The following is a 19,269-nucleotide window of genomic DNA, read 5'->3' as shown; positions in this document are numbered from 1 at the left end:
GGGGCACCGTTCACACTGCGTGCGGCCGCGGCCATGAGGCGCGCGCGGCGGCCCCGAGCCAGTTGATGACGGCACCGGCCGTGGTGTCGCCCAGCGCCGCGATCGCCGCCAGGGCGGCCAGATCCCCGTCCGTCGGCGCGACACCGGCCGCGGTCAGCGCGGCCTGCAGGTCCTGCCGCCGGCGATCGGGCAGCGCCACCGGCCCCTGCCGCTGCTCTTCGGGGCGCGGGGGCAGGAACGGCCGGTCCTGCGGAAGCGGCGGGCCGAAGGGCAGCCGGTCCTCCGGGCGCGGCGGCGGCAGCACATGGCCCACCCGGGACGCGGACGGGGGCGGCGGCCCCTGCCGATCCGTGGGCGCGCCCAGACGTTCCTCGGGGCGCGGGGGAGCGAGCACATAATCCGGCGTCACGCCGTACGGCGGGGGAGTGGGGCGGTAGTGCGCCATGGGGGCCTCCACAACTCACGGTCCGAAGGATCCAGGGGATTCGGAGAATGCGGCTGTTAATTCTCCGGAAGCAGGTCGGGGCCCGCTCGGTTGCGCAGAGAGCACGGGTTCACCCGATGAGCGCAAGGTGCGCCGCCATCCTCGTGACGAGCGGGGCGGGCACGCATGCACCTCGGGCTCCCGGTGTCCACCTCGTCCGCTGATCGGCCGTCGCGCTGTTCTCCGTATTTCGTCATTCCGGCTGTTTCTTGCCGAGGTCACCGGATTCGCCGCCGAAGTCCGTCCGCTGCTGCATCATGATTCCGGTGAGGGGCACCCATATCCACGCGACCGCAGACAACGCACCCACAGTCGATACCCCCAGCAGTCAACACCTGGGCGCTGGACGGTAGTTGCCGGCGAGGTCGCGTGGCATTTTCGGGGGAATTCGGTGATTAACACGGGGTGGACACATAACTCTTCCCTGGTGTTCACCATGTGGGGATTGTCGCGATGGAAAGCTGCCTGCGGCCGCTCCCAACGGCCGGCGCGGGTCGTGCCCCACATTTCGCGACCCGGCGCCACAATTCGGGGAGAGGACACCCTTCGTGGACAACACCCGCGTGACACGTCGCGCCCGTATCGCGCTGGCCCTGGCCGGCGGAACGGTATTGACGGCGGTGGTCGCACAGATTCCGGCCAGTGCGACGGCCGGCCAGGCCGCACCGCACCGTGCCGCCGGCGCCACCGCGCGCTCGTCCCTGTCCGTCGGCACGGCTGACGGCACGTCGTATGACGACACGTACTACAAAGACGCCGAGGGCAAGACCGGCAAGGAGCTCAAGGACGCGCTGCACCGGATCATCAGCAGCACCCAGACCGGAAAGCTGACGTACGACCAGGTCTGGGACGCCCTCAAGGAAACCGACCAGGACCCGGACAACAGCGAGAATGTGATTCTGCTGTACACGGGCCGCTCGCAGAGCAAGAACGCCAATGGCGGCAACCCGGACGACTGGAATCGTGAGCATGTCTGGGCGAAGTCGCATGGCGACTTCGGTACCGACACCGGTCCCGGCACCGACCTCCACCATCTGCGCCCGGAGGATGTGTCCGTCAACAGCATCCGCGGCAACAAGGACTTCGACAACGGCGGTACGAAGGTCGACGAGGCGCCCGGTAACTCCAGCGACGACGACTCCTTCGAGCCCCGGGACGCGGTCAAGGGCGATGTCGCCCGCATGATCCTCTACATGGCCGTCCGTTATGACAGTGGCGACGGATTCCCCGATCTGGAGCCCAATGACAACGTCGACAACGGCTCCCAGCCGCATATCGGCCGGCTCTCCGTCCTGAAGAAGTGGAGCGAGCAGGATCAGCCGGACGCCTTCGAAAAGCACCGCAACCAGGTGATATTCGACAAGTACCAGCACAACAGGAACCCGTTCGTCGACCACCCCGAATGGGTCGACAAGATCTGGTAGCCCTTTCCGGCCGGGCCCGGCGGTCATTCCGCCGGGCCCGGTCCGCCTCCGCGGCAGCTGGGGCACCCGCGCATCGGATGGAGTAGGCCAACCAGCGCCCGGCCGCGGTCGTTTTTAGCGTGGGCCACATGTCTAGCGTGAGTTGGGCCTCCGTCAGAGTCGTTACCGCCGCCACCGTTTGTGCCGCGGGCCTGTGGGCCGTGCCCGGCCCGGCGGCCGCCGCCGATGGCCCGAATGGCATCGACGACCTGCGGCCCGGGGCGCACGCGGCCGAACCACCGGCGCACGCGGCCGGACCCGCCGATGCCGAGAGCCGGCTGGACCGGCGCGGAGTGCAGTTCCTGCCCCGGCCGGATGTGCCCGAGCCGCCGGACGTCACCGCCCTGTCGTGGATGGTGACGGACATGGCGAGCGGCAAGGTCCTCGCGGCCAAGGACGTCCACCGGCCGCTGCCACCCGCCAGCACGCTCAAGACGCTCTTCGCCGTGACGGTGCTGCCGAAGTTCTCCCAGGGGGAGGTGCACACCGTCTCCCTCGCGGATCTGGCCGGGATCGAGCCGGGCAGCTCCCTCGCCGGTCTCAAGGAGGACATGCCCTACCAGGTCGCTGACCTGTGGCGCGGCGTCTTCCTCAGCTCGGGCAGCGATGCGGTACACACCCTGGCCAGCATGAACGGCGGCTGGGGCAAGACGATCGACGATATGCAGGAGACCGCCCGCCGCCTCGGCGCCCGCGACACCCGGGTGGCGTCCGCAGACGGATTCGACACACCGGGCCAGGTCTCGTCCGCCTACGACCTGTCGCTGTTCGGGCAGGCCGGGCTGACCAACCGGGACTTCGCCCACTTCGCCGCGACGAAACGGGCCGAGCTCCCGCAGGACGGCGGCCCGGACGCCTTCACCATCCAGAACACCAACCGGCTGCTGGTCGGCTCACACGGCGTCAGACCGTACGACGGCCTGATCGGGGTGAAGAACGGCTATACGACCCACGCCGGCAACACCCTGATCGCCGCCGCCCGGCGCGACGGCCGGACGCTGCTGGTCACCCTGATGAATCCGCAGTCCGGCGGCCGGAACGCCGTCTACGAGGAGACCCGCGCCCTGCTGGACTGGGGATTCGCGGCGGCTCCCCGGGCCGCGGCCGTCGGTGTGCTGCCCGCCATGGAGCCCGATGAGCGCACCGGGGAGCTGCGGCCGGTCGCCCCCGGGCCGCGGCCCGTACCGCTGCACAAGGCAGGGATCGCGGGGCAGACGGACGACGCGTCGTTCACCCGGTACTGGTGGTTCCTGTCCGCGGCCGGAGCCGTCGGGATCATCGGCGTCGCCGGGCTCGGTACCGCTCTGTGGCGGCGTCGGCGCCTCGCGCGGGCGGGCGGGGGCGAGAGCGACGAGCCCGGGTCCGGGGCCGAGCCAGGGTCCGGACCCGGTTCCGTCTGAGGCCGTCTCCCGCGCCGCCGGATGTCGTACATCCATCCGATCGGTCAGGGATACGGAGGACACTCGATGGCCTTGCCCGGTGAAGGACGACGCGTCAGTCACGGTTGTGCGGCCTGCCGGGCGTTGCTCGGTGTAGCGTCCTGATCAGCTGTCGTGGTTCCGAAGTGCCGGACGCCCGTGTCGCCTTCACGGGCGTCCTTGCTGTGTAGCGCGTCTCCGGACCAGGGCGATCACCTCCGGGTTCCGCAGCGCGCGGAAGCCGATTCAAGCCCATTGAACGAAGGAGACGGAATATGGCTTCAGGCACCGTGAAGTGGTTCAACTCGGAGAAAGGCTTCGGCTTCATCGCCCAGGACGGCGGCGGCGCCGACGTCTTCGCGCACTACTCGAACATCGACGCCACGGGCTTCCGCGAGCTGCAGGAGGGCCAGAAGGTGACCTTCGAGGTCACCCAGGGCCACAAGGGCCCCCAGGCGGAGAAGATCCGGCTGGCGTAGGTCCGGCGGACTCGCCCTCGGTGCCCGCTCCCGACCCCGGGGCGGGCACCGTTGTGTCAGGCGTCAGCGCGTGCGGACCACCCGGTGATCGCGATACCCGGGGTGGTCGCGGTGATCCCGGCGATCATCCGTACGGCGTAAGAGGCGGGACGGCGCTGGTGGTCGCCGGGTGAGCCACCGGTTCAGGGCCGTGGCGGCTGATCCGGTCCCTGCCCGCCGCCGAACTGGTCCCGCATCTTCTCCTGGGCGGTATCCACCTGACCCTGGTACTTGCCCTGGGTCTTGTCGTCGGCCGTGTCACCGGCCTTCTCGACGCCCTTGTCCGTCTGGCTTTCGTGGCCCTTCAACATGCTCTTGATCTTGTCCATCATGGACATGATGCGTCCTCCTCACGAAGGTCCCCCACGACTCCAGCATCACCCCCGCACAGACGATCTGCATCCGCGCGCCAGGGGCTGCGTCAGGCCCCGGCCGCCGTGGGGCCCCCGTTCACGAGCCGCTCGGGACCGGTGCCTTCATCTGGTCGCTGATGAACTTGATCGAACCGGCCGCCATGCCCTTCTGGTAATCCCAGGCGTTGTGCCGGCCACCGGGGATCGTCTGCAGGGCGGTATGGATCGGGCCCTTGCCGTACGACTGCCGGAAGCGCTTTATGGCGCCGGTGACCTTGGCGGGCTCCTGGGATCCGGCCTGGAAGGCGAGATAGACGTCCGGACCGCCCTTCCGCAGCAGGCGCTGGGCGAGCTTCTCCGGATCGTTGGCGTCCTTCTCCGCCTGGTGGCCCGCCCACAACGGCGAATCCGGCGCCATGTCCGGGCCGCTGGCTATCGCCGCCTTGAACTTCTCCGGGTGCTTCAGTACCGACTTCAGCCCGGCGAAGCCGCCCGAGGACGACCCCATGAACGCCCAGCCGTCGCGGGACTTGAACGTACGGAAGTTGGCGCGGGCCAGCTGAACGACGTCCTCCGTCAGCCAGGTCCCCATCTTCTGGCTGCCGGGGATGTCGCTGGAGTCGTGGTACCGGGTGTCCGGGTTGAGCATCGGCATGACCACGAGGAACGGCAGGCTCTTGCCCTCCGCGGTCCACTGGGTGAGGTTCTCCTGCAGCTCGATATCGCCGCCGACCCAGTAGTTCGTGACCCCGCCCGGTTCCTTGGGGCTGCCCAGGCCGCCCGGCAGGGCTATCAGCACCGGAAATCCGCTCTTGGCGTATTTCGGGTCCCCGTATTCCTTGGGAGCCCAGACCCAGACGCTTCCGGTGACCCCGGATTTCTGGCCGTGCAGCGTCGCCCGCGCTATATGGGTGCCGTCGTCCAGTGTCCGGGTGATCCGGAAGTCGCTCTTCGGGCCGGTCGGCATGAGCGTGTCGTCGTCGGCCGGCTTGGCCCGCGCGGCGCCGTCGCCCTTCTCGCCGGCGTTGAAGTCGACCGGCTTTCCGGCGTCCGAGCAGCCGGCGAGCAGGGAGCAGGAGGCGGCGAGGGCGACGGCGAGCACGACGGCGCTGGGGCGTTTCACAGGGACTCCGCGGTTGAGTGATCATGGGCAAGTGCTCACGAAGAGGGAAAAGGGCCGCCGTGGGTTCCCCTTGGCATGAGCCGGGCCGCGGGGCCCCTCTCACTCGTATGGGGCAGCGTCTCCCGAGTGGTTTCCACGGGGCGGTCCCCGGCTCGCTCGACGGGCACGCTCCCGTGGTCCGGCCGAGAATGCAGCGGTGAGCGATGAACACCGCAGTGCCGATGACTCCGCGCCGCGCACCGTGCCGTGTGACGAGGAACGACGGCTCGCCAGGAAGGCGCTGGCCGGCCATGCGCGGAACGCGGACGACCTGTCGTTGTTGATGGACATGCTGGGCCTGGATCCGAGCCGTGATCCGGACCATGAGGCGGCGTACGGCCAGGAGAGGGGCCGTGGCCGGGAACGCGGCGGCGGCCCGGGGAAGGGGCGCGGCGCCGGACGTGAACGGCGGCCGGAGCTGCGCCGGGACGCCCGGCCGAGGTGGGGCGGGCCCCGGGCATAACCCGCGCCCCGCCCCGCGCCCTGATGCCTCGTCGTGGAACCGGTGACAGACTTGGCGGGCAGGCTGATCATGCTGCTACCAGCCGGAGGAGGCCGCGCAGATGGCCGGCACGGGCGGAACGCCGCACTCCACGGCACGCCCGTGCGCCCTGGTCACCGGCGCCACCGGCTACATCGGCGGCCGCCTGATCCCCGAGCTGCTGACCGCCGGATACGCCGTACGGGCGCTTGCCAGGACACCGGAGAAGCTGCGCGATCACCCCTGGGCCGGGCAGACGGAGGTGCTGCGGGGCGATGTCACCGACGAGGACTCGGTCCGTACCGCGATGGCCGGTGTCGAGGTCGCGTACTACCTGGTGCACGCCCTGGGCAGCGGCCGCCGCTTCGAGGACACCGACCGCCGGGCCGCGCAGATCTTCGCCCGGCAGGCCCGCGCCGCCGGGGTCCGCCGGATCGTCTACCTCGGCGGACTCACCCCCGAGGGCATCCCCGAGCGAGAGCTCTCGCCCCACCTGCGCTCCCGTGCCGAGGTCGCGGACATCCTGCTGGCATCCGGCGTCCCCACCGCCGTACTGCGTGCCGCCGTCATCATCGGCTCCGGCTCCGCCTCGTTCGAGATGCTGCGCTATCTCACCGAGCGGCTGCCGGTCATGGTCACCCCCAGCTGGGTGCGTACCCGCATCCAGCCGGTCGCCGTTCGCGATGTGCTGCGCTATCTGGTGGGCTGCGCCCGCCTCCCCGACGACATCAGCCGGGCCTTCGACATCGGCGGACCCGACATCCTGAGCTACCGCGACATGATGCAGCGCTACGCCCGGGTCGCCGACCTGCCGGAACGGCTGATCCTCCCGGTGCCGATGCTCACCCCGCGCCTCTCCAGCCTCTGGGTCGGCCTGGTCACCCCCGTGCCGCCCGGCCTGGCCCGCCCGCTCGCCGAATCACTGCGCTACGAGGTCGTCTGCCACGAGCACGACATCGCCCGCTACGTCCCCGACCCGGACCCGCCGGGCCACCCCATCGCCTTCGACGACGCACTGGAACTGGCGCTGCGCCGGGTACGGGACGCCGAGGTCACCACCCGCTGGTCCAACGCCGCGGTGCCCGGCGCGCCGAGCGATCCGCTGCCGACCGACCCCGACTGGGCCGGCGGCAGCCTCTACACCGACCGGCGCGAGCGGATCGTGGACGCCCCGCCCGAGGCGCTGTGGCGGGTGGTCGAAGGCATCGGCGGCGACAACGGCTGGTACTCCCTTCCGCTCGCCTGGGCGGTGCGCGGCTGGCTGGACCGGCTGGTCGGCGGGGTAGGGCTGCGCCGCGGCCGACGGGACGCCGGACGGCTGCGGGTCGGCGACTCGCTCGACTTCTGGCGGGTCGAGGAGGTCGTGCCGGGGCGGCTGCTGCGGCTGCGCGCCGAGATGCGGCTCCCCGGCCTGGCCTGGCTGGAACTGACGGTCGGCCGCGACGCCCACGGCCGTACGCGCTACGGCCAGCGAGCCCTGTTCCACCCGCACGGACTGACCGGCCATGCCTACTGGTGGTCCATCTCCCCGTTCCACGCCGCGGTGTTCGGCGGGATGGCCCGCAACATCGCGGCCGCCGCGGCGGCCGAGCACCGCCAGTCCTCCGGCGTGACGGACCCGCGCTGAATGCGAGTGCCGCCAAGTGATCTGACGGGGCGGCCAGTTGACGTACGCGCCCTGGTACGCGGAATGCCGACGGCGGGTCCCCGGTCGGGCGCTGCCCGGGAACCCGCCGTCGTGGGTGATCAGTGGTGTGTCACCACACCGGCCGCCATCCGGCCGCAGTTGGAGCCGGAAACACTGACGCTGACCGACTCGATCGAGCCGCCCCAGTCCACACAGATGCCCTTTCCGGGCAGATAGACGGGACCGGCGTACGAGGTGTACTGACCGCTGTCGTAAACCCAGTCCGAACTGCCGTCGGTGGCCGTGATGTAGGTGTACATGGACACCCGCTTACCGGGGCTGTTCCGCACCGTCACGACACAGTTCTTTCCGGTCTTTGCGCTGTACGTCAGGTACACGGTCCCCTTTCCGGTGACCGGTACGGAATTCACTACGCTGTAGCCGCTGCCGCAGGCGCCGTTGTACGCGGCGGCCTTCGGTGCGGCGGTCGCACTGGTGGCCGACGCCATCGTGGCGATACCGGCAACGGCGAGCGCCGCGGCTCCTGCGATGGCACGAGAACGCTTCATGGAAATTCCCCCGTTGGGTGAAGTGCGTCGCGTGGACATTTCGCAGTGTTGGACGGCGGTGGGCGGTGGATGGTTGTACCGCGGGGAGGGAATTCGCGGTCACGGCGGAGGAGTTGTCCAAAAAGGGTCGGCCCCGCCCCGCGGAAGCGGAGGAACGGGAAACGGCCGGTCCCCGGCGCCGCAGGGGGCGCGCGGAGACCGGCCGTTGCCGGGGGAGTCAGTGGCCGTTCGCGAGGACCTTGAGGCGGGTGTACGAACCGTTGAAGCGGTTCCGGTCGCCGACCGTGTGGCCCGAGGAGGTGTGCTGCCAGATGCTGTGGAACTCCCAGCCGCCCGGCAGCGCGCCCACGGACGAGCCGTAGCGCGGGATCCACAGCGGGTTCGTCCGGCCGAACTTGCCGGAGTTGCCGGTGCACCGCTTCCACCAGTTGGTGGAGGTGTAGATGACCGGGTGCCGGCCGGTCTCCTCGTGGTAGGTCTGCACGAAGTCGTGGATCCAGCTGACCATCGCCCGGTGGCTCTTGCCGTAGCAGGTCGCGCCGTAGGGGTTGTACTCCATGTCGAGCGCACCGGGCAGTGTCCTGCCGTCCCTGGACCAGTCGCCGCCGTTTTCGGCGAAGTACTCCGCCTGGGTACTGCCGCTGGAGTGGTCGGGCAGCGCGAAGTGGTACGCGCCATGGATCATGCCGGAGTTGTACGAGCCCCTGTACTGATGGGTGAAGTACGGGTTCGTGTAGTTGGTCCCCTCGGTGGCCTTGACGTACGCGAAACGCACCCCGGACTTACGCAGCGAAGACCAGCCGACCTTGCGGTTGTGGCTGGAGACGTCGACGCCGGACACGCCCCTTCTGGCCGACGCCCGGGACCCCAGGCCGCCGGCCCGGTCGCCGCCCTCGTGGGCCATGATCGTGGAACCCATCCAGTCCTGTTCGGGGTGGGCGGGTCTCTTCTCGGCATCCGACGCCGTGGCGGAGCCGGGCAGCGCGAGGGGCAGAGCGAGCACGGAGAGAAGAGAAACGAGAGTTCCGGCCGCAAGGGGGAATGTACGGCGGGCCGGACCGGATCTGCGCAAGGGCATCGCATGCCTCCGAAGGCCTTCGGTTGAGTCAGGTTCGGCAGCTTTTGAGCAGAATCCTGCCGATAAGACACATATACGCAGAACCGCCTGACTCTATGACCCCATGCCGCGTCAGTCCGCCGACCGGCCCTGCATCTCACCCGTCCGGCGGGCGGAAACGGCGCGGCACGCCCCCGTTCCGGGTCTCCGGGTCGCACGACAGAGCGAAGCGGGCCCCGGCACTGCCGGGACCCGCTCCACCGCGCAGCGGCGAACGCGCCATTCCGCCGCTTCGCAAGCTGCTCTATGCCGAGCCTGCCGGCTCGCTTGTGTCGTCCGTCATATCCCTCGCCTCATCCGGCTGGGCCGGCCTCGGGTGCCGGTGACGGCTCTTCGGCTCCGCCGGCTCAGTAGGCCGAGTCGACGTTGTCGATGGAGCCGTAGCGGTCAGCCGCGTAGTTGGCCGCGGCGGTGATGTTGGCGATCGGGTCGGTGAGCTTATGGGGCGTACCGGAGACGTGGTAGGCGTCGAAGGTCGGCTGGATCACCTGGAGCAGGCCCTTGGAGGGCACGCCGTTGATGGCGTTGATGTCCCAGTCGTTGACGGCGTTGGGGTCACCGGCGGACTCGCGCATGATGTTGCGGTGCAGGCCCTCGTAGGAGCCCGGAATGCCCTTGGCCTTCATGATGTCCAGGGACTCGCGGATCCAGCCGTCCAGGTTGTTCGGGTAGTCCTTGACAGCCTTGCGCTCGGCGGAGCGGTTGGCGGCCTGCTGGGCGCTGTGCTGCTTCTCCACGGCGGTGACCTTCACGTGGTCGGCGACCGAGGCGGTCACCGGACGGCCGGTCTTGGCGTCGTCCGCCTTGCCCGGCTGGCCCTGCGCGTTGACGGGCTTGACCGCGGCGGGGGCGTGCTCAGAAGCGGCCTGAGCGGTGTCCGGGGCGGAGGTGAAGGCCAGGCCCGAGGTGGCACCCGCGGCGGCCAGAACGGCCACGGCGACCTTGTGGGTACGGGTGATGCGGGTGATACGGGCAGCGCGGGGCAGGGTGAAGCTGGGCATGCAGAGTGACCTCTTCCAGGTACTGGGGACGGGGAGGCGGCCTTTTTTGGCGGCGCGTTACGCACCGGAGGTCTTTGCCGCGTTCGCCGTGCGGCGTGATTCGCGAACTCGCTCTCGGTGCGTCGGAATCCATGGTTAACGCCGGTCCCGAATCGAGGCAATGGTGCTCTGTACTACTCATCTTCGTGAGATAAACCCGTCCCGCCGAAGTAATAAGCGTTTCCGGCGGCGTTGGCCCGCAATGGTCGCATGGCTATCGACTAGGCGGGGTCGTAAGTGACATACATCGCGTGCCTCGGGTCACCCGATAACGGCCTCAAAGGCCGTTCGTCCCCCGCCCATAAGTTGCCTGGCTCACACCGGAATTAGCGTGCTCCGGGGTCGGTTCAGGGCTGGTTCGGGCGCCGGTTCGGCACCGGTGGCAGCGAATTCCGCCGGATGTGGACCCGGTGGGACGGGCCGGTAATCCGTAAATGTGGTGCGGGGCACTATGGCTGGGGCCAAAAGGGCGGCAATTGTGCCCTGTTTCACGATCGGGCACGGCCGGATTTCGCGGCGGTACGGAGCAGAGCAGGAGCAGGAGCAGGGCGGACCGGCTCGGCCGTTGGGGAGAGCTCCGCTACGGCAATACGGCGGTGGTGCTGGTCCGTTCGCAGCAGCGCCCGGAGCTGTCGCATGACTCCGGGCCCGCTGGCCCCGGAAGGTGGCACCGCACACCGTCACCACTCACCGTAGGGACATCCTTATGCTCCGTCGTCTTTCCGTCGTTCTCACCGGTCTTCTCGTCACCGGCTTCCTCGCGACCGGTGCGGCCGCCGCGGCGCCGGTCGATGGCCGCCACCAGGACCGCCTCACGGCCAAGGAGCGGCAGGGACTCCGTATCGCCGGCGAGGTGCTCGACACCCTCTTCGGCGAGGGCCTGCCCCGACGCGACCGCTACTGACCGGCGGCGCCGGGCGTGAAGCCCCGGCGCCGGTGCCGGACAGCAACGGCAAACGGCAGTGGCCCCACCCGCGGGATGCGGGCAGGGCCACTGCCGTTGCTGTGCTCGGGGCCGCATGACGGCACCCGGATCAGTCTGCTCCGACCGTCTGGGCGGTCGCGTTTTCCCGGCTCAGTAGGCCGAGTTGACGTTGTCGATGGAGCCGTAGCGGTCGGCCGCGTAGTTGGCTGCGGCGGTGATGTTGGCGATGGGGTCGGTGAGCTTATGGGGTGTACCGGAGACGTGGTAGGCGTCGAAGGTCGGCTGGATCACCTGGAGCAGGCCCTTGGAGGGCACGCCGTTGATGGCGTTGATGTCCCAGTCGTTGACGGCGTTGGGGTCACCGGCGGACTCGCGCATGATGTTGCGGTGCAGGCCCTCGTAGGAGCCCGGTATGCCCTTGGCCTTCATGATGGCGAGGGACTCACGGATCCAGCCGTCAAGGTTGTTCGCATAGCGCTTCGGTGCGGCCTTGGGCGCCTTGGGCGCGGTCTTCGGCGCGACGAGAGCCTTGCGCTCGATGGAGCGGTTGGCGGGCTGCTCGGCGGCGCGGTCCTGCTTCTCGGCGGCGCGGTCCGGCTTCTCCGCAGGGGCCACCTTGAGACCGCCGGCGACGGAGGAGGCGACCGCACGGGCCTGCTTGCCGTCGTCGGCCCGGTCCTTCGCGGTGAGCGGCAGGCCGTTGGCGCCGACCGGCTTGACCACGGCCGGTGCGTCCGCGGCGGTGGTGGTCGCGGCGTTGCCGGGCGCCGCGGTGAACGCCAGGGCGGCGGCGCAGCCCGCGGTGGCCACCAGTGCGGCGGAGACCTTGTGCGTACGGGTCAGTCGGACGGTGCGGGGCAGGGCGAAGTTGGGCATGCGGAGGTGACCTCTTCCAGGGCTTGTTGGCGGGGGAAACGGCCTTCGGTTGGCGCGTGAGGACCGAGGGTCATTGCCGCGTTTCGCCGCTCCGGCTGAGATCGCGGGCTCGTTCTCGGTGCTTACCGGGAACATGGTTAGCGCGGGCCCAGGATGGTGGCAAAGATGCCTTGTACTACCTATCTTCGTGAGATAGGGCGGAATGTCCGTTGTAAATGCCGCACATCGCGATAGGCGCGGGGAACCGCACCGACTAGGAATGCTCGTACGTGACGTACGTCGCGTGCCCGGCATCACGCGGACCGGCCGCCGCATTCCGTTTCACGGCCGTGCGGAGTTGCCTGGCTCACACGTCGAAGGGGTAATTCCGCAACGGGCGCCGACGGCTGGGGTAAGGCTCGGGAGTGCCTCATGGCATGCGCCCCCTATGGAAGTCCACAGGGGGCGCGAGTATGCGGTGGTAAAGGCGGAGGCGGGAATTCAGTCCGTCATCAGCTGCGCGGCGAGCCGCTCGATACGTTCGTGCCACGCCTCCAGCGCGGCGTCCGCGTCGAAGCCCTGCGGACCGGTCTGGGTCAGGACGAGACGGGGGCCGTGGCCGGTGCCCTGGCCCAGCTCCCAGCGGACCGTGCCCTCCGGATGCCAGCGGTACGCGAGCACCGTCGGGGCCGCGACCTCGGTGACCGGCCCGGCCGGAGCCTGTCGACTGGTGAAGCCCGTCGGTACGGGTGCCCCGGCCGCAGGCTCGTCCCCCGAGGTCAGCGCGGCCCAGACGGTCTCGGTGGCCCGCACGAGCTGCCGCTCGAAACGGACCCGCGGGCCGTCCGCGGTGTCCTCGACCACCCCGCGACCGAGGTCGAACTGCTCCAGGTACGCCTCGTGCAGATCGCCCTTGTCGCGCTCGACATGCGGCGAGTCACCGTCGAGCAGCTGCGACAGCGCGGTGAGGCACAGATGCCAGCCAGAGGCGAAGCTGGCGCCGCCGAACCGGTCGCCGAAGGTGTGGACCAGGACCAGCAGCGAGCCGTCGCCGTCCGGGGTGATCTCCCAGCGCAGATGGTCCTCGCCCCATGAGAAGGCGAACAGTCGGGGCTCCTCGGCGTCGGTGACCGTACCGGTCATGGCGATGCCGCTCACACCGGGCATATGGAAGGTCATCGCGCCGCCGGGACGGAGGTCCACGGTGACCTCGGAGGGGAACCACTTCCCGACGTGCGCGGGATCGGTGATCGCCGACCAGACCTTCGCGGGCGGATGGGCGAGTCTGCGCTCCATGCGCAGTGCGGTGCGGCCGTCGGCGGTGGTGAGGGTGTCGGAGTGCGGGTTCATCGGGGGTCGTCCTCCATGGCGTCGAGGTGCCGTTCCAGTGCGTCCAGGCGACCGGTCCACAGGTGCCGGTAGTGGGCGAGCCAGGCGTCCAGCTCCGCCAGGGGCTCCGGCCGGAGCTCGTACCAGCGGCGCTGCGCGTCCTGCCGCACCTGGACCAGCCCGGCCTCGCGCAGTACCCGGAGGTGCTTGGAGGTGCCGGGCTGGCTCAGTCCGAGCTGCTGCGTGAGTTCACCGACCAGCCGCGGGCGCTCCAGCAGCAGGTCGAGGATCTTCCGCCGGCTCGGCTCGGCGAGTACGTCGAACGGTAGGGGCATACCTTCAGCATGCCACCCCGGTTATATAGCCGCAAGGGAATGTTGCCGCGGGTCGGGCTCACACACATGCCGGATCGGCCGGCGACGGCTCCTCGCGCACCACCGGCGCCAGGCAGGGCGCCGAACTCAGCGGCCCATCGGTGAAGAACCGCGCCGCCAAGTCCGCGACCTCCTGCGGGCGTTCGAGCACCACCCAGTGATCGGCATCGGGAATCGTCAGAAACCGGCTGCCCGGGATGGTGGCCGCGAAGTCCCGCTGACGGGCCGGGGAGGTCACCGTGTCGTGCTCGCCGCTGAAGACGAGGGTGGGGACATCGGTCAGCCCGCCGGAGAAGTCCGGGCGGTCCGAGATCCCACGGCGCAGCGAGTCGACCGCGTGCCGGGAGTTGCGGGCCGCCTGCAGCATCGAGCGCCGGACATAGCGGTAGGCCAGCTTCCGGTGGGCGACGTGCCGGCGGTCGTCCAGGCACATCAGCCCCTGGGCGACCAGGGTGGCGAAGGCTTCGGCGTCACCCTGCGCGAGATGCTCGGAGGCCCGCCGCCACAGCTCGACCTGGGCGTCACTGATATGTGCCGGAACCCCGCCGAGGGCGAGTCGGGCGATGCGCCCGGGGAACCGCCGGGCGCACCCGTAGGCCAGACCCGCCCCGTACGAGAACCCGAAGAGGTTGATGCTCGGGACGTCCAGATCGTCGATGATGCGCTCGATCGCCGCGCACACGACATCGATGCTCGGCCCCGGGGGGAGCGGATCCGCACTGCCCATGCCCGGCAGATCGGCGGTGACCACGTCCGCCACCGGCCCCACGTGATCCTCCATCTGCGGCCAGCCGTACATCCCCTGCAGCGCGCCGCCCAGCACCAGAACGGGTTCGGTGATCCGCTCCGGCTGCCGCAGCCGCCGGTAGGAGTAGGACACCCCGCGCACCGACAGAGAGCGGATCATTTCCTCGGACATGGCAGATTCCTTCTCGGGGCACCGGCGGGAGGGGCACGCGGTGGCTAGCGGGTCAGTACGAGCGCGGCGTTGTGCCCGCCGAAGCCGAGCGAGGTCTTGACCGCGCAGTCGAACGCCGCCTGCCGGGCCTCATTGCGCACGATGTCGATCGGGATCCGCGGATCCGGCACTTCGAGGTTGGCGGTCGGCGGCACCAGCTGCTGCTCCAGGGCGAGCACCGTGAGCGCGGTCTCGATCCCGCCGGCGGCGCCCAGCGCGTGCCCCGTCATCCCCTTGGTCGAGGTGACCAGCGGGTGATCGCCGAGGACCCGTCGCAGCACGGTGGCCTCCACGCGGTCGTTGACCACCGTCGAGGTGCCGTGCGCATTGACATGGCCGACATCCCGGCCCGCTACCTGTGCGTCCGCCAGCGCGCTGCGCAGCGCCCGCTCGATGCCGTTGCCCTCGGGGTCCGGGGCCACCGCCGCGTAGGCATCGCTCGACGCGCCGTAGCCGCGGATCCGGGCGCGGACGGGTGCCCGGCGGGCGCTCGCGTGCTCGGGCCGCTCCAGGACGAGGAGCCCGGCGCCCTCCCCGACCACGAAGCCGTCCCGGCCCGCGTCGAAGGGGCGGCAGGCCGTGGCCGGATCGTCGCGGCGGGTGGAGACCGCCTTCATCTGGCAGGCGCTGGCGATCAGCAGCCGGGACAGCACCGACTCCGCCCCGCCCGCGATGGCGATATCGCAGACCCCGGCGCGCAGCAGCTGGTGTGCAGTGCCCACGGCGACCGTGCCGGAGGAGCAGGCCGTCGCCACGCCCATGCTGGGGCCCTGTGCGCCGAGGTCCATACAGACGCTGCTCGCGGCACTGTTGACGACGGTCAGCGGGGCGAGCTTGGGGGAGACCCGGCGGGCGCCGCGCCCGGCCATCGCGACATGCTGCTGGTCGTAGAACGGCAGCCCGCCGTGCGCGGAGCCGATGACCACCGCGACCCGGCTGCCGTCCCAGGACTCCGGGTCCAGCCCGGCATCGGCGACGGCCTCCCGGGCGGCGATCACCGCGAGCTGGGAGAAGCGGTCCATCAGCCGCTGGGTGGCCACCCCGAGCAGCTCGGTGGTGTCCAGATCCGCGATGGTGTACATGAAGTCGCAGGGCAGATCGGCGAGTTCTTCTTGGTGGCTCACTCCGCCGGGGACAGTTTCCTGGGTGACGGAGTGCCAGGTGGCTTTCGCCCCCACGCCCGCCGCGGTCACCAGACCCAGTCCTGTTACGGCCGCGGAGAACGGCTCCTGGCGGGCGGTCATGCGGGCACGTTGCCGTCGACGGCCGTCACCAGCTGGCCCACGGTGTTCCGCGGGGTCAGCGACACCTCGTCGAGGTCGATGTCCAGCCGCTCCTCGATCAGAACGCGGAGCTCTTCCAGCGCCAGGGAGTCCAGTCGCAGGGTGCGCAGCGGGGTCTCGTGGGTGATGTCGGCGGGGGCCACCCCGAATCGTTGGACCAGCAAGGTGTTGACAACTTCTGCCGCGTTCACGTGGCGCTCCTCCGCTTGTCGTAGGCGATGCTGCCAACCGCGTCGTGGGCGGGATTTCGCCGGCGGCTCCGGCTGGTTTGACCACCCTTTATACGCCTTTGCCCCGATGACTCCCCAACCTTGGTAGCTCAATGGGGTGATGAGCGGCCGGGGTGGATATCGCGTCCGCGCCTCGCCTTGCGGACACCGCGGAAAGCACCTACGTACGTAACGCCGCGGACCGCCGGGAGGTACGGGGCGAAGGGCGGCAGACTCGGGAAGCGGCCGGGTTCAGACCTCGTCCAGGGCGCTCGTCACCCGGCCCAACAGGCCCTGGAGGGTGCGCAGTTCCTCAATGGTCAGGCCGGTCGCGGCCAGCATCCGGCGGGGGACCGGCAGTGCCTGTTCGCGCAGCTCCTCGCCGGCCGGGGTGAGGTGGATGGTGACCGAGCGCTCGTCCTCGGTGCTCCGTTCGCGGCGGACCAGGCCCGCCGACTCCAGGCGTTTGAGTAGCGGGGAGAGGGTGCCGGAGTCCAGCCGGAGCTGTTCGCCGATGGTTTTGACCGGCTGGGAGCCGTGCTCCCACAGGACCAGCATGACCAGGTACTGGGGATAGGTCAGGCCCAGGTCCTTGAGGGCGTCCCGGTAGACGCCGCCGAAGGCGCGTGAGGCGGCGTGCAGGGAGAAGCAGACCTGGTGGTCGAGGCGGAGCAGTTCGGCGTCGGGTACCGGGGGCCTGGTCGCAGAGGTCATGGACCCAGATTAGCTCGACGTGTCATTAAGTTGTGCACAACTTAGTTGCGCACAATTTGTATGTGTGCAACTGTGTGGCCATCGGGCGGCCGGGGAACGGCCGCCGCGCTATCGAAGGGGAACCGTCATGGACGCGCTGTACACCGCTGTCGCCACCGCCAACGGCCGTGAGGGCCGGGCCGTCAGCTCCGACGGGCAGATCGACCTGGCCCTCGCCATGCCTCCCGGGCTCGGCGGCAACGGCGCCGGCACCAACCCCGAGCAGCTCTTCGCCGCCGGATACGCGGCCTGCTTCGCCAGCGCGATGGGCCATGTCGGCCGGCAGATGAAGATCGACACCAAGGATGTCTCGGTCACCGCCGAGGTCTGCATCGGCAAGGACGACACCGGATTCGGCCTGGGCGTCGTGATGCGGGTGGAGCTGCCGGACACCCTCGACGGCGAGACCGGCCGGCAGCTGGTCGAGGCCACGCACCAGTACTGCCCGTACTCCAAGGCCACCCGCGGCAACATCGATGTCGAGCTGGTCATCGAGTAGCGGAGCGGCACCCGGCGGACCGGCCCGGCGAGAGTGCGCGGGGCCGGTCCGCCGGGCGGGGCGCCTCAGGCGTCATCCGACGCGTAGACCCGCTGCCCCCCGACGAAGGTCTGCAGCACACGGGTGGAGGCGATCTCGTCCGCGGGGCCGTCGAACGGGTCGCGGTCGAGTACGACCAGGTCGGCCAGCTTTCCCGGCTGGATGGTGCCGGTCTCGTCGAGGTGGTTGGCGTAGGCGCTGCCGGCCGTGTACGCGGCGAGCGCCGAACCCAGGTCGATGCGCTGCTCGGGCAGGAAGACCGGCGCCGACGGCGGGTCCTCCGGCGCCCGGCGGTTGACCGCGACATGCAGTGCGGCGATCGGGTCGGGGGAGCTGACCGGCCAGTCGCTGCCCGCCGCCAGGGTGGCGCCCGAGCGCAGCAGATCGCCGAACGGGTACTGCCAGGCGGCGCGCTCGGGCCCCAGGAAGGGGATGGTCAGCTCGTCCATCTGCGGCTCATGCGCCGCCCACAGCGCCTGGATGTTCGCGGTCGCCCCGAGCCGGCGGAAGCGCGGAATGTCCTCGGGGTGCACGACCTGGAGGTGGGCCAGATGCGGCCGGGTGTCGCGCAGGCCGTTCGTCCGCCGGGCCGCCTCGACGGCGTCCAGCGCCTCGCGTACGGCCCGGTCGCCCAGGGCGTGGAAGTGCACCTGGAAGCCTTCCGCGTCCAGCTGGCTGACGTAGGCCTGCAGCGCCTTCGGGTCGATGAACGAGATGCCGCTGTTGTCGGAGGCGCAGCCGCAGGCGGTGAGGTAGGGAGTGAGCATGGCGGCCGTGTGGTTCTCGGCGATCCCGTCCTGCATGATCTTGACGCTGGTCGCCCGCAGCCGCCCCGCCGTCAACTCGGCCCGCCGCTCGATGAGTTCGGGGATCTGTTCCGCCCCACGGGCCCGGTCCCACCACAGCGCGCCGGTCACCCGCGCGGTGAGCTTCCCGTCGCGCCGGGCGGCCACATACGCGGGGGTGACATCGGGCATCCCGGGGGCGTAACCCAGCATCGCGTCCTGCCATGCGGTCACTCCGTACCCGTGCAGGAGGCGCTGTGCCCGGAGCAGCCCCTCGGTCCGCTCGGCGAGCGTCGGTTCCGGGATCAGGTTGGCCACCAGCTCCATGGCGCCTTCCTGCAGCATGCCGGTCGGCCGGCCGTCGGCGTCCCGCTCGATCCGCCCGTCGGACGGGTCCGGCGTACGCTCGGTGAGCCCGGCCCGTTCCAGGGCACAGGAGTTGGCCCAGCCGCCGTGGTGGTCGCGGTTGACGAGGAACACCGGGCGGTCGGGCACCAGCGCGTCCAGGAACTCGCGGGTCGGCATGCCGCCGGGGAACGCCTCCATGGACCAGCCGCCGCCCGTGATCCAGGAGACCTCCGGATGCGCCGCCGCGTACGCGCTGATCAGCTCGCGGTACGCCTCGGCCGTCTCCGCCGCGCTCAGATCGCACAGCGCCAACTCCCGCCCGCCGCCCACCGGATGGACATGCGCGTCCTGGAAGCCGGGGATGAGCAGCTTGCCGTGCAGATCGACGACCTCCGTGGCGGGGCCGATCAGCGCGCGGACGTCCTCCTCGTGCCCGACGGCGAGGATGCGGTCGCCGCGTACCGCCACCGCGCTCGCCCTTGTCCGCGCGGGGTCGACGGTGTGCACGGGGCCGGAGAGGAAGACGAGGTCCGCGGGGCCGCCGTCGGCGGAGCCGGAGGTGCGGGAGTCCGGGGTGCTGCTGAGATCCATGTGGTGGTTGCTCCAGTGGTGTGGGGAGTGCGATGTGCGATGTGCGTGTTGGGGGCGTTACAAGGGGATCGGATGGGGGACTTGATGGG

Annotated in this window: 21 protein-coding genes; 7 read left to right on the top strand and 14 right to left on the bottom strand. The window is 70.2% G+C overall.

The window, feature by feature from the left end; translation table 11 throughout:
• Positions 1-10: 10 nt before the first annotated feature.
• Positions 11-445: a hypothetical protein gene (locus STRTU_RS02395; protein WP_159741998.1), complete on the bottom strand. Its 435-nt coding sequence runs from the start codon at positions 443-445 to the stop codon at positions 11-13.
• Positions 446-1,032: 587 nt separating this feature from the next.
• On the opposite strand from STRTU_RS02395, the gene STRTU_RS02390 reads away from it, so the two are divergent.
• From STRTU_RS02390 to STRTU_RS02380, 3 genes are all read left to right on the top strand, one after another.
• Complete coding sequence (locus STRTU_RS02390) at positions 1,033-1,908, top strand: endonuclease I family protein (RefSeq protein ID WP_159741997.1); 876 nt, start codon at positions 1,033-1,035, stop codon at positions 1,906-1,908.
• Between the two features lie 128 nt (positions 1,909-2,036).
• Positions 2,037-3,347 (top strand): D-alanyl-D-alanine carboxypeptidase family protein, encoded by a 1,311-nt coding sequence (locus tag STRTU_RS02385; protein ID WP_159741996.1) that lies wholly within the window; start codon positions 2,037-2,039, stop codon positions 3,345-3,347.
• A gap of 293 nt (positions 3,348-3,640) precedes the next feature.
• Positions 3,641-3,844: a cold-shock protein gene (locus STRTU_RS02380; protein WP_006601696.1), complete on the top strand. Its 204-nt coding sequence runs from the start codon at positions 3,641-3,643 to the stop codon at positions 3,842-3,844.
• A 182-nt stretch (positions 3,845-4,026) separates the two neighbouring features.
• Here the strand turns inward: STRTU_RS02380 and STRTU_RS02375 are convergent, their stop codons facing one another.
• Together STRTU_RS02375 and STRTU_RS02370 are read right to left on the bottom strand one after the other, a co-directional pair.
• Positions 4,027-4,221, bottom strand: a complete 195-nt coding sequence (locus STRTU_RS02375) for an antitoxin (protein WP_159741995.1) — start codon at positions 4,219-4,221, stop codon at positions 4,027-4,029.
• A 112-nt stretch (positions 4,222-4,333) separates the two neighbouring features.
• Positions 4,334-5,359 carry an alpha/beta hydrolase gene (locus STRTU_RS02370; protein WP_159741994.1) on the bottom strand — a complete coding sequence of 342 codons (1,026 nt, stop codon included), beginning with the start codon at positions 5,357-5,359 and terminating at the stop codon, positions 4,334-4,336.
• 196 nt (positions 5,360-5,555) lie between these two features.
• Here STRTU_RS02370 and STRTU_RS02365 point away from each other — a divergent pair, with 196 nt between their 5' ends.
• Together STRTU_RS02365 and STRTU_RS02360 are read left to right on the top strand one after the other, a co-directional pair.
• The gene (locus STRTU_RS02365; RefSeq protein ID WP_159741993.1) at positions 5,556-5,861 is read left to right on the top strand and encodes a hypothetical protein; all 306 of its coding nucleotides are present in this window, start codon (positions 5,556-5,558) and stop codon (positions 5,859-5,861) included.
• A 100-nt stretch (positions 5,862-5,961) separates the two neighbouring features.
• Complete coding sequence (locus STRTU_RS02360; protein WP_159741992.1) at positions 5,962-7,506, top strand: SDR family oxidoreductase; 1,545 nt, start codon at positions 5,962-5,964, stop codon at positions 7,504-7,506.
• A 119-nt stretch (positions 7,507-7,625) separates the two neighbouring features.
• Here STRTU_RS02360 and STRTU_RS02355 read toward each other — a convergent pair whose 3' ends face one another.
• The 3 genes from STRTU_RS02355 to STRTU_RS02345 form a co-directional block, all read right to left on the bottom strand.
• Positions 7,626-8,075: a spore-associated protein A gene (locus tag STRTU_RS02355; protein ID WP_159741991.1), complete on the bottom strand. Its 450-nt coding sequence runs from the start codon at positions 8,073-8,075 to the stop codon at positions 7,626-7,628.
• Positions 8,076-8,292: 217 nt separating this feature from the next.
• Positions 8,293-9,153: a lysozyme gene (locus STRTU_RS02350; protein ID WP_159741990.1), complete on the bottom strand. Its 861-nt coding sequence runs from the start codon at positions 9,151-9,153 to the stop codon at positions 8,293-8,295.
• Positions 9,154-9,539: 386 nt separating this feature from the next.
• Positions 9,540-10,193, bottom strand: a complete 654-nt coding sequence (locus STRTU_RS02345; RefSeq protein WP_159741989.1) for a transglycosylase SLT domain-containing protein — start codon at positions 10,191-10,193, stop codon at positions 9,540-9,542.
• Between the two features lie 745 nt (positions 10,194-10,938).
• Here STRTU_RS02345 and STRTU_RS02340 point away from each other — a divergent pair.
• Entirely contained in the window at positions 10,939-11,136 is a 198-nt protein-coding gene (locus STRTU_RS02340; protein WP_159741988.1) for a hypothetical protein, read from the top strand.
• Between the two features lie 171 nt (positions 11,137-11,307).
• On the opposite strand, the gene STRTU_RS02335 is transcribed toward STRTU_RS02340, so the two are convergent.
• The 7 genes from STRTU_RS02335 to STRTU_RS02305 all read right to left on the bottom strand — a co-directional run bounded on the left by STRTU_RS02335 (position 11,308) and on the right by STRTU_RS02305 (position 16,879).
• On the bottom strand, positions 11,308-12,033 hold the full coding sequence (locus tag STRTU_RS02335; RefSeq protein WP_159741987.1) for a transglycosylase SLT domain-containing protein: 726 nt from the start codon (positions 12,031-12,033) through the stop codon (positions 11,308-11,310).
• A gap of 480 nt (positions 12,034-12,513) precedes the next feature.
• Entirely contained in the window at positions 12,514-13,362 is an 849-nt protein-coding gene (locus STRTU_RS02330; RefSeq protein ID WP_159741986.1) for an SRPBCC family protein, read from the bottom strand.
• Positions 13,359-13,676 carry an ArsR/SmtB family transcription factor gene (locus tag STRTU_RS02325; protein ID WP_042158115.1) on the bottom strand — a complete coding sequence of 106 codons (318 nt, stop codon included), beginning with the start codon at positions 13,674-13,676 and terminating at the stop codon, positions 13,359-13,361. The genes STRTU_RS02330 and STRTU_RS02325 overlap by 4 nt, the downstream gene beginning before the upstream one ends.
• A gap of 58 nt (positions 13,677-13,734) precedes the next feature.
• A complete protein-coding gene (locus STRTU_RS02320; RefSeq protein ID WP_159741985.1) occupies positions 13,735-14,634 on the bottom strand; it encodes an alpha/beta fold hydrolase in 900 nt (299 codons plus the stop codon).
• A 44-nt stretch (positions 14,635-14,678) separates the two neighbouring features.
• Positions 14,679-15,917 carry a beta-ketoacyl-[acyl-carrier-protein] synthase family protein gene (locus STRTU_RS02315; protein WP_159741984.1) on the bottom strand — a complete coding sequence of 413 codons (1,239 nt, stop codon included), beginning with the start codon at positions 15,915-15,917 and terminating at the stop codon, positions 14,679-14,681.
• Positions 15,914-16,147 (bottom strand): acyl carrier protein, encoded by a 234-nt coding sequence (locus tag STRTU_RS02310; RefSeq protein ID WP_159741983.1) that lies wholly within the window; start codon positions 16,145-16,147, stop codon positions 15,914-15,916. The genes STRTU_RS02315 and STRTU_RS02310 overlap by 4 nt, the downstream gene beginning before the upstream one ends.
• A 270-nt stretch (positions 16,148-16,417) precedes the next feature.
• The gene (locus STRTU_RS02305) at positions 16,418-16,879 is read right to left on the bottom strand and encodes a MarR family winged helix-turn-helix transcriptional regulator (RefSeq protein ID WP_159741982.1); all 462 of its coding nucleotides are present in this window, start codon (positions 16,877-16,879) and stop codon (positions 16,418-16,420) included.
• 127 nt (positions 16,880-17,006) lie between these two features.
• On the opposite strand from STRTU_RS02305, the gene STRTU_RS02300 reads away from it, so the two are divergent.
• Complete coding sequence (locus STRTU_RS02300; protein WP_159741981.1) at positions 17,007-17,417, top strand: organic hydroperoxide resistance protein; 411 nt, start codon at positions 17,007-17,009, stop codon at positions 17,415-17,417.
• 65 nt (positions 17,418-17,482) lie between these two features.
• On the opposite strand, the gene STRTU_RS02295 is transcribed toward STRTU_RS02300, so the two are convergent.
• A complete protein-coding gene (locus STRTU_RS02295; protein ID WP_159741980.1) occupies positions 17,483-19,180 on the bottom strand; it encodes an amidohydrolase in 1,698 nt (565 codons plus the stop codon).
• Between the last annotated feature and the right edge of the window lie 89 nt (positions 19,181-19,269).

The organism is Streptomyces tubercidicus (genome assembly GCF_027497495.1).
GTDB classification, from domain to species: Bacteria; Actinomycetota; Actinomycetes; order Streptomycetales; family Streptomycetaceae; genus Streptomyces; species Streptomyces tubercidicus.
The sequence above is the reverse complement of the archived record's forward strand: the minus strand, read 5'-3'. Positions and strand labels throughout refer to the sequence as shown.

Coding starts and splice junctions, on each gene's coding strand:
- STRTU_RS02395 (WP_159741998.1), bottom strand. CDS start 445: ATGGCGCACTACCGCCCCACTCCCCCGCCGTACGGCGTGACGCCGGAT.
- STRTU_RS02385 (WP_159741996.1), top strand. CDS start 2,037: ATGTCTAGCGTGAGTTGGGCCTCCGTCAGAGTCGTTACCGCCGCCACC.
- STRTU_RS02380 (WP_006601696.1), top strand. CDS start 3,641: ATGGCTTCAGGCACCGTGAAGTGGTTCAACTCGGAGAAAGGCTTCGGC.
- STRTU_RS02375 (WP_159741995.1), bottom strand. CDS start 4,221: ATGTCCATGATGGACAAGATCAAGAGCATGTTGAAGGGCCACGAAAGC.
- STRTU_RS02360 (WP_159741992.1), top strand. CDS start 5,962: ATGGCCGGCACGGGCGGAACGCCGCACTCCACGGCACGCCCGTGCGCC.
- STRTU_RS02355 (WP_159741991.1), bottom strand. CDS start 8,075: ATGAAGCGTTCTCGTGCCATCGCAGGAGCCGCGGCGCTCGCCGTTGCC.
- STRTU_RS02350 (WP_159741990.1), bottom strand. CDS start 9,153: ATGCCCTTGCGCAGATCCGGTCCGGCCCGCCGTACATTCCCCCTTGCG.
- STRTU_RS02345 (WP_159741989.1), bottom strand. CDS start 10,193: ATGCCCAGCTTCACCCTGCCCCGCGCTGCCCGTATCACCCGCATCACC.
- STRTU_RS02340 (WP_159741988.1), top strand. CDS start 10,939: ATGCTCCGTCGTCTTTCCGTCGTTCTCACCGGTCTTCTCGTCACCGGC.
- STRTU_RS02335 (WP_159741987.1), bottom strand. CDS start 12,033: ATGCCCAACTTCGCCCTGCCCCGCACCGTCCGACTGACCCGTACGCAC.
- STRTU_RS02330 (WP_159741986.1), bottom strand. CDS start 13,362: ATGAACCCGCACTCCGACACCCTCACCACCGCCGACGGCCGCACCGCA.
- STRTU_RS02325 (WP_042158115.1), bottom strand. CDS start 13,676: ATGCCCCTACCGTTCGACGTACTCGCCGAGCCGAGCCGGCGGAAGATC.
- STRTU_RS02320 (WP_159741985.1), bottom strand. CDS start 14,634: ATGTCCGAGGAAATGATCCGCTCTCTGTCGGTGCGCGGGGTGTCCTAC.
- STRTU_RS02315 (WP_159741984.1), bottom strand. CDS start 15,917: ATGACCGCCCGCCAGGAGCCGTTCTCCGCGGCCGTAACAGGACTGGGT.
- STRTU_RS02305 (WP_159741982.1), bottom strand. CDS start 16,879: ATGACCTCTGCGACCAGGCCCCCGGTACCCGACGCCGAACTGCTCCGC.
- STRTU_RS02300 (WP_159741981.1), top strand. CDS start 17,007: ATGGACGCGCTGTACACCGCTGTCGCCACCGCCAACGGCCGTGAGGGC.
- STRTU_RS02295 (WP_159741980.1), bottom strand. CDS start 19,180: ATGGATCTCAGCAGCACCCCGGACTCCCGCACCTCCGGCTCCGCCGAC.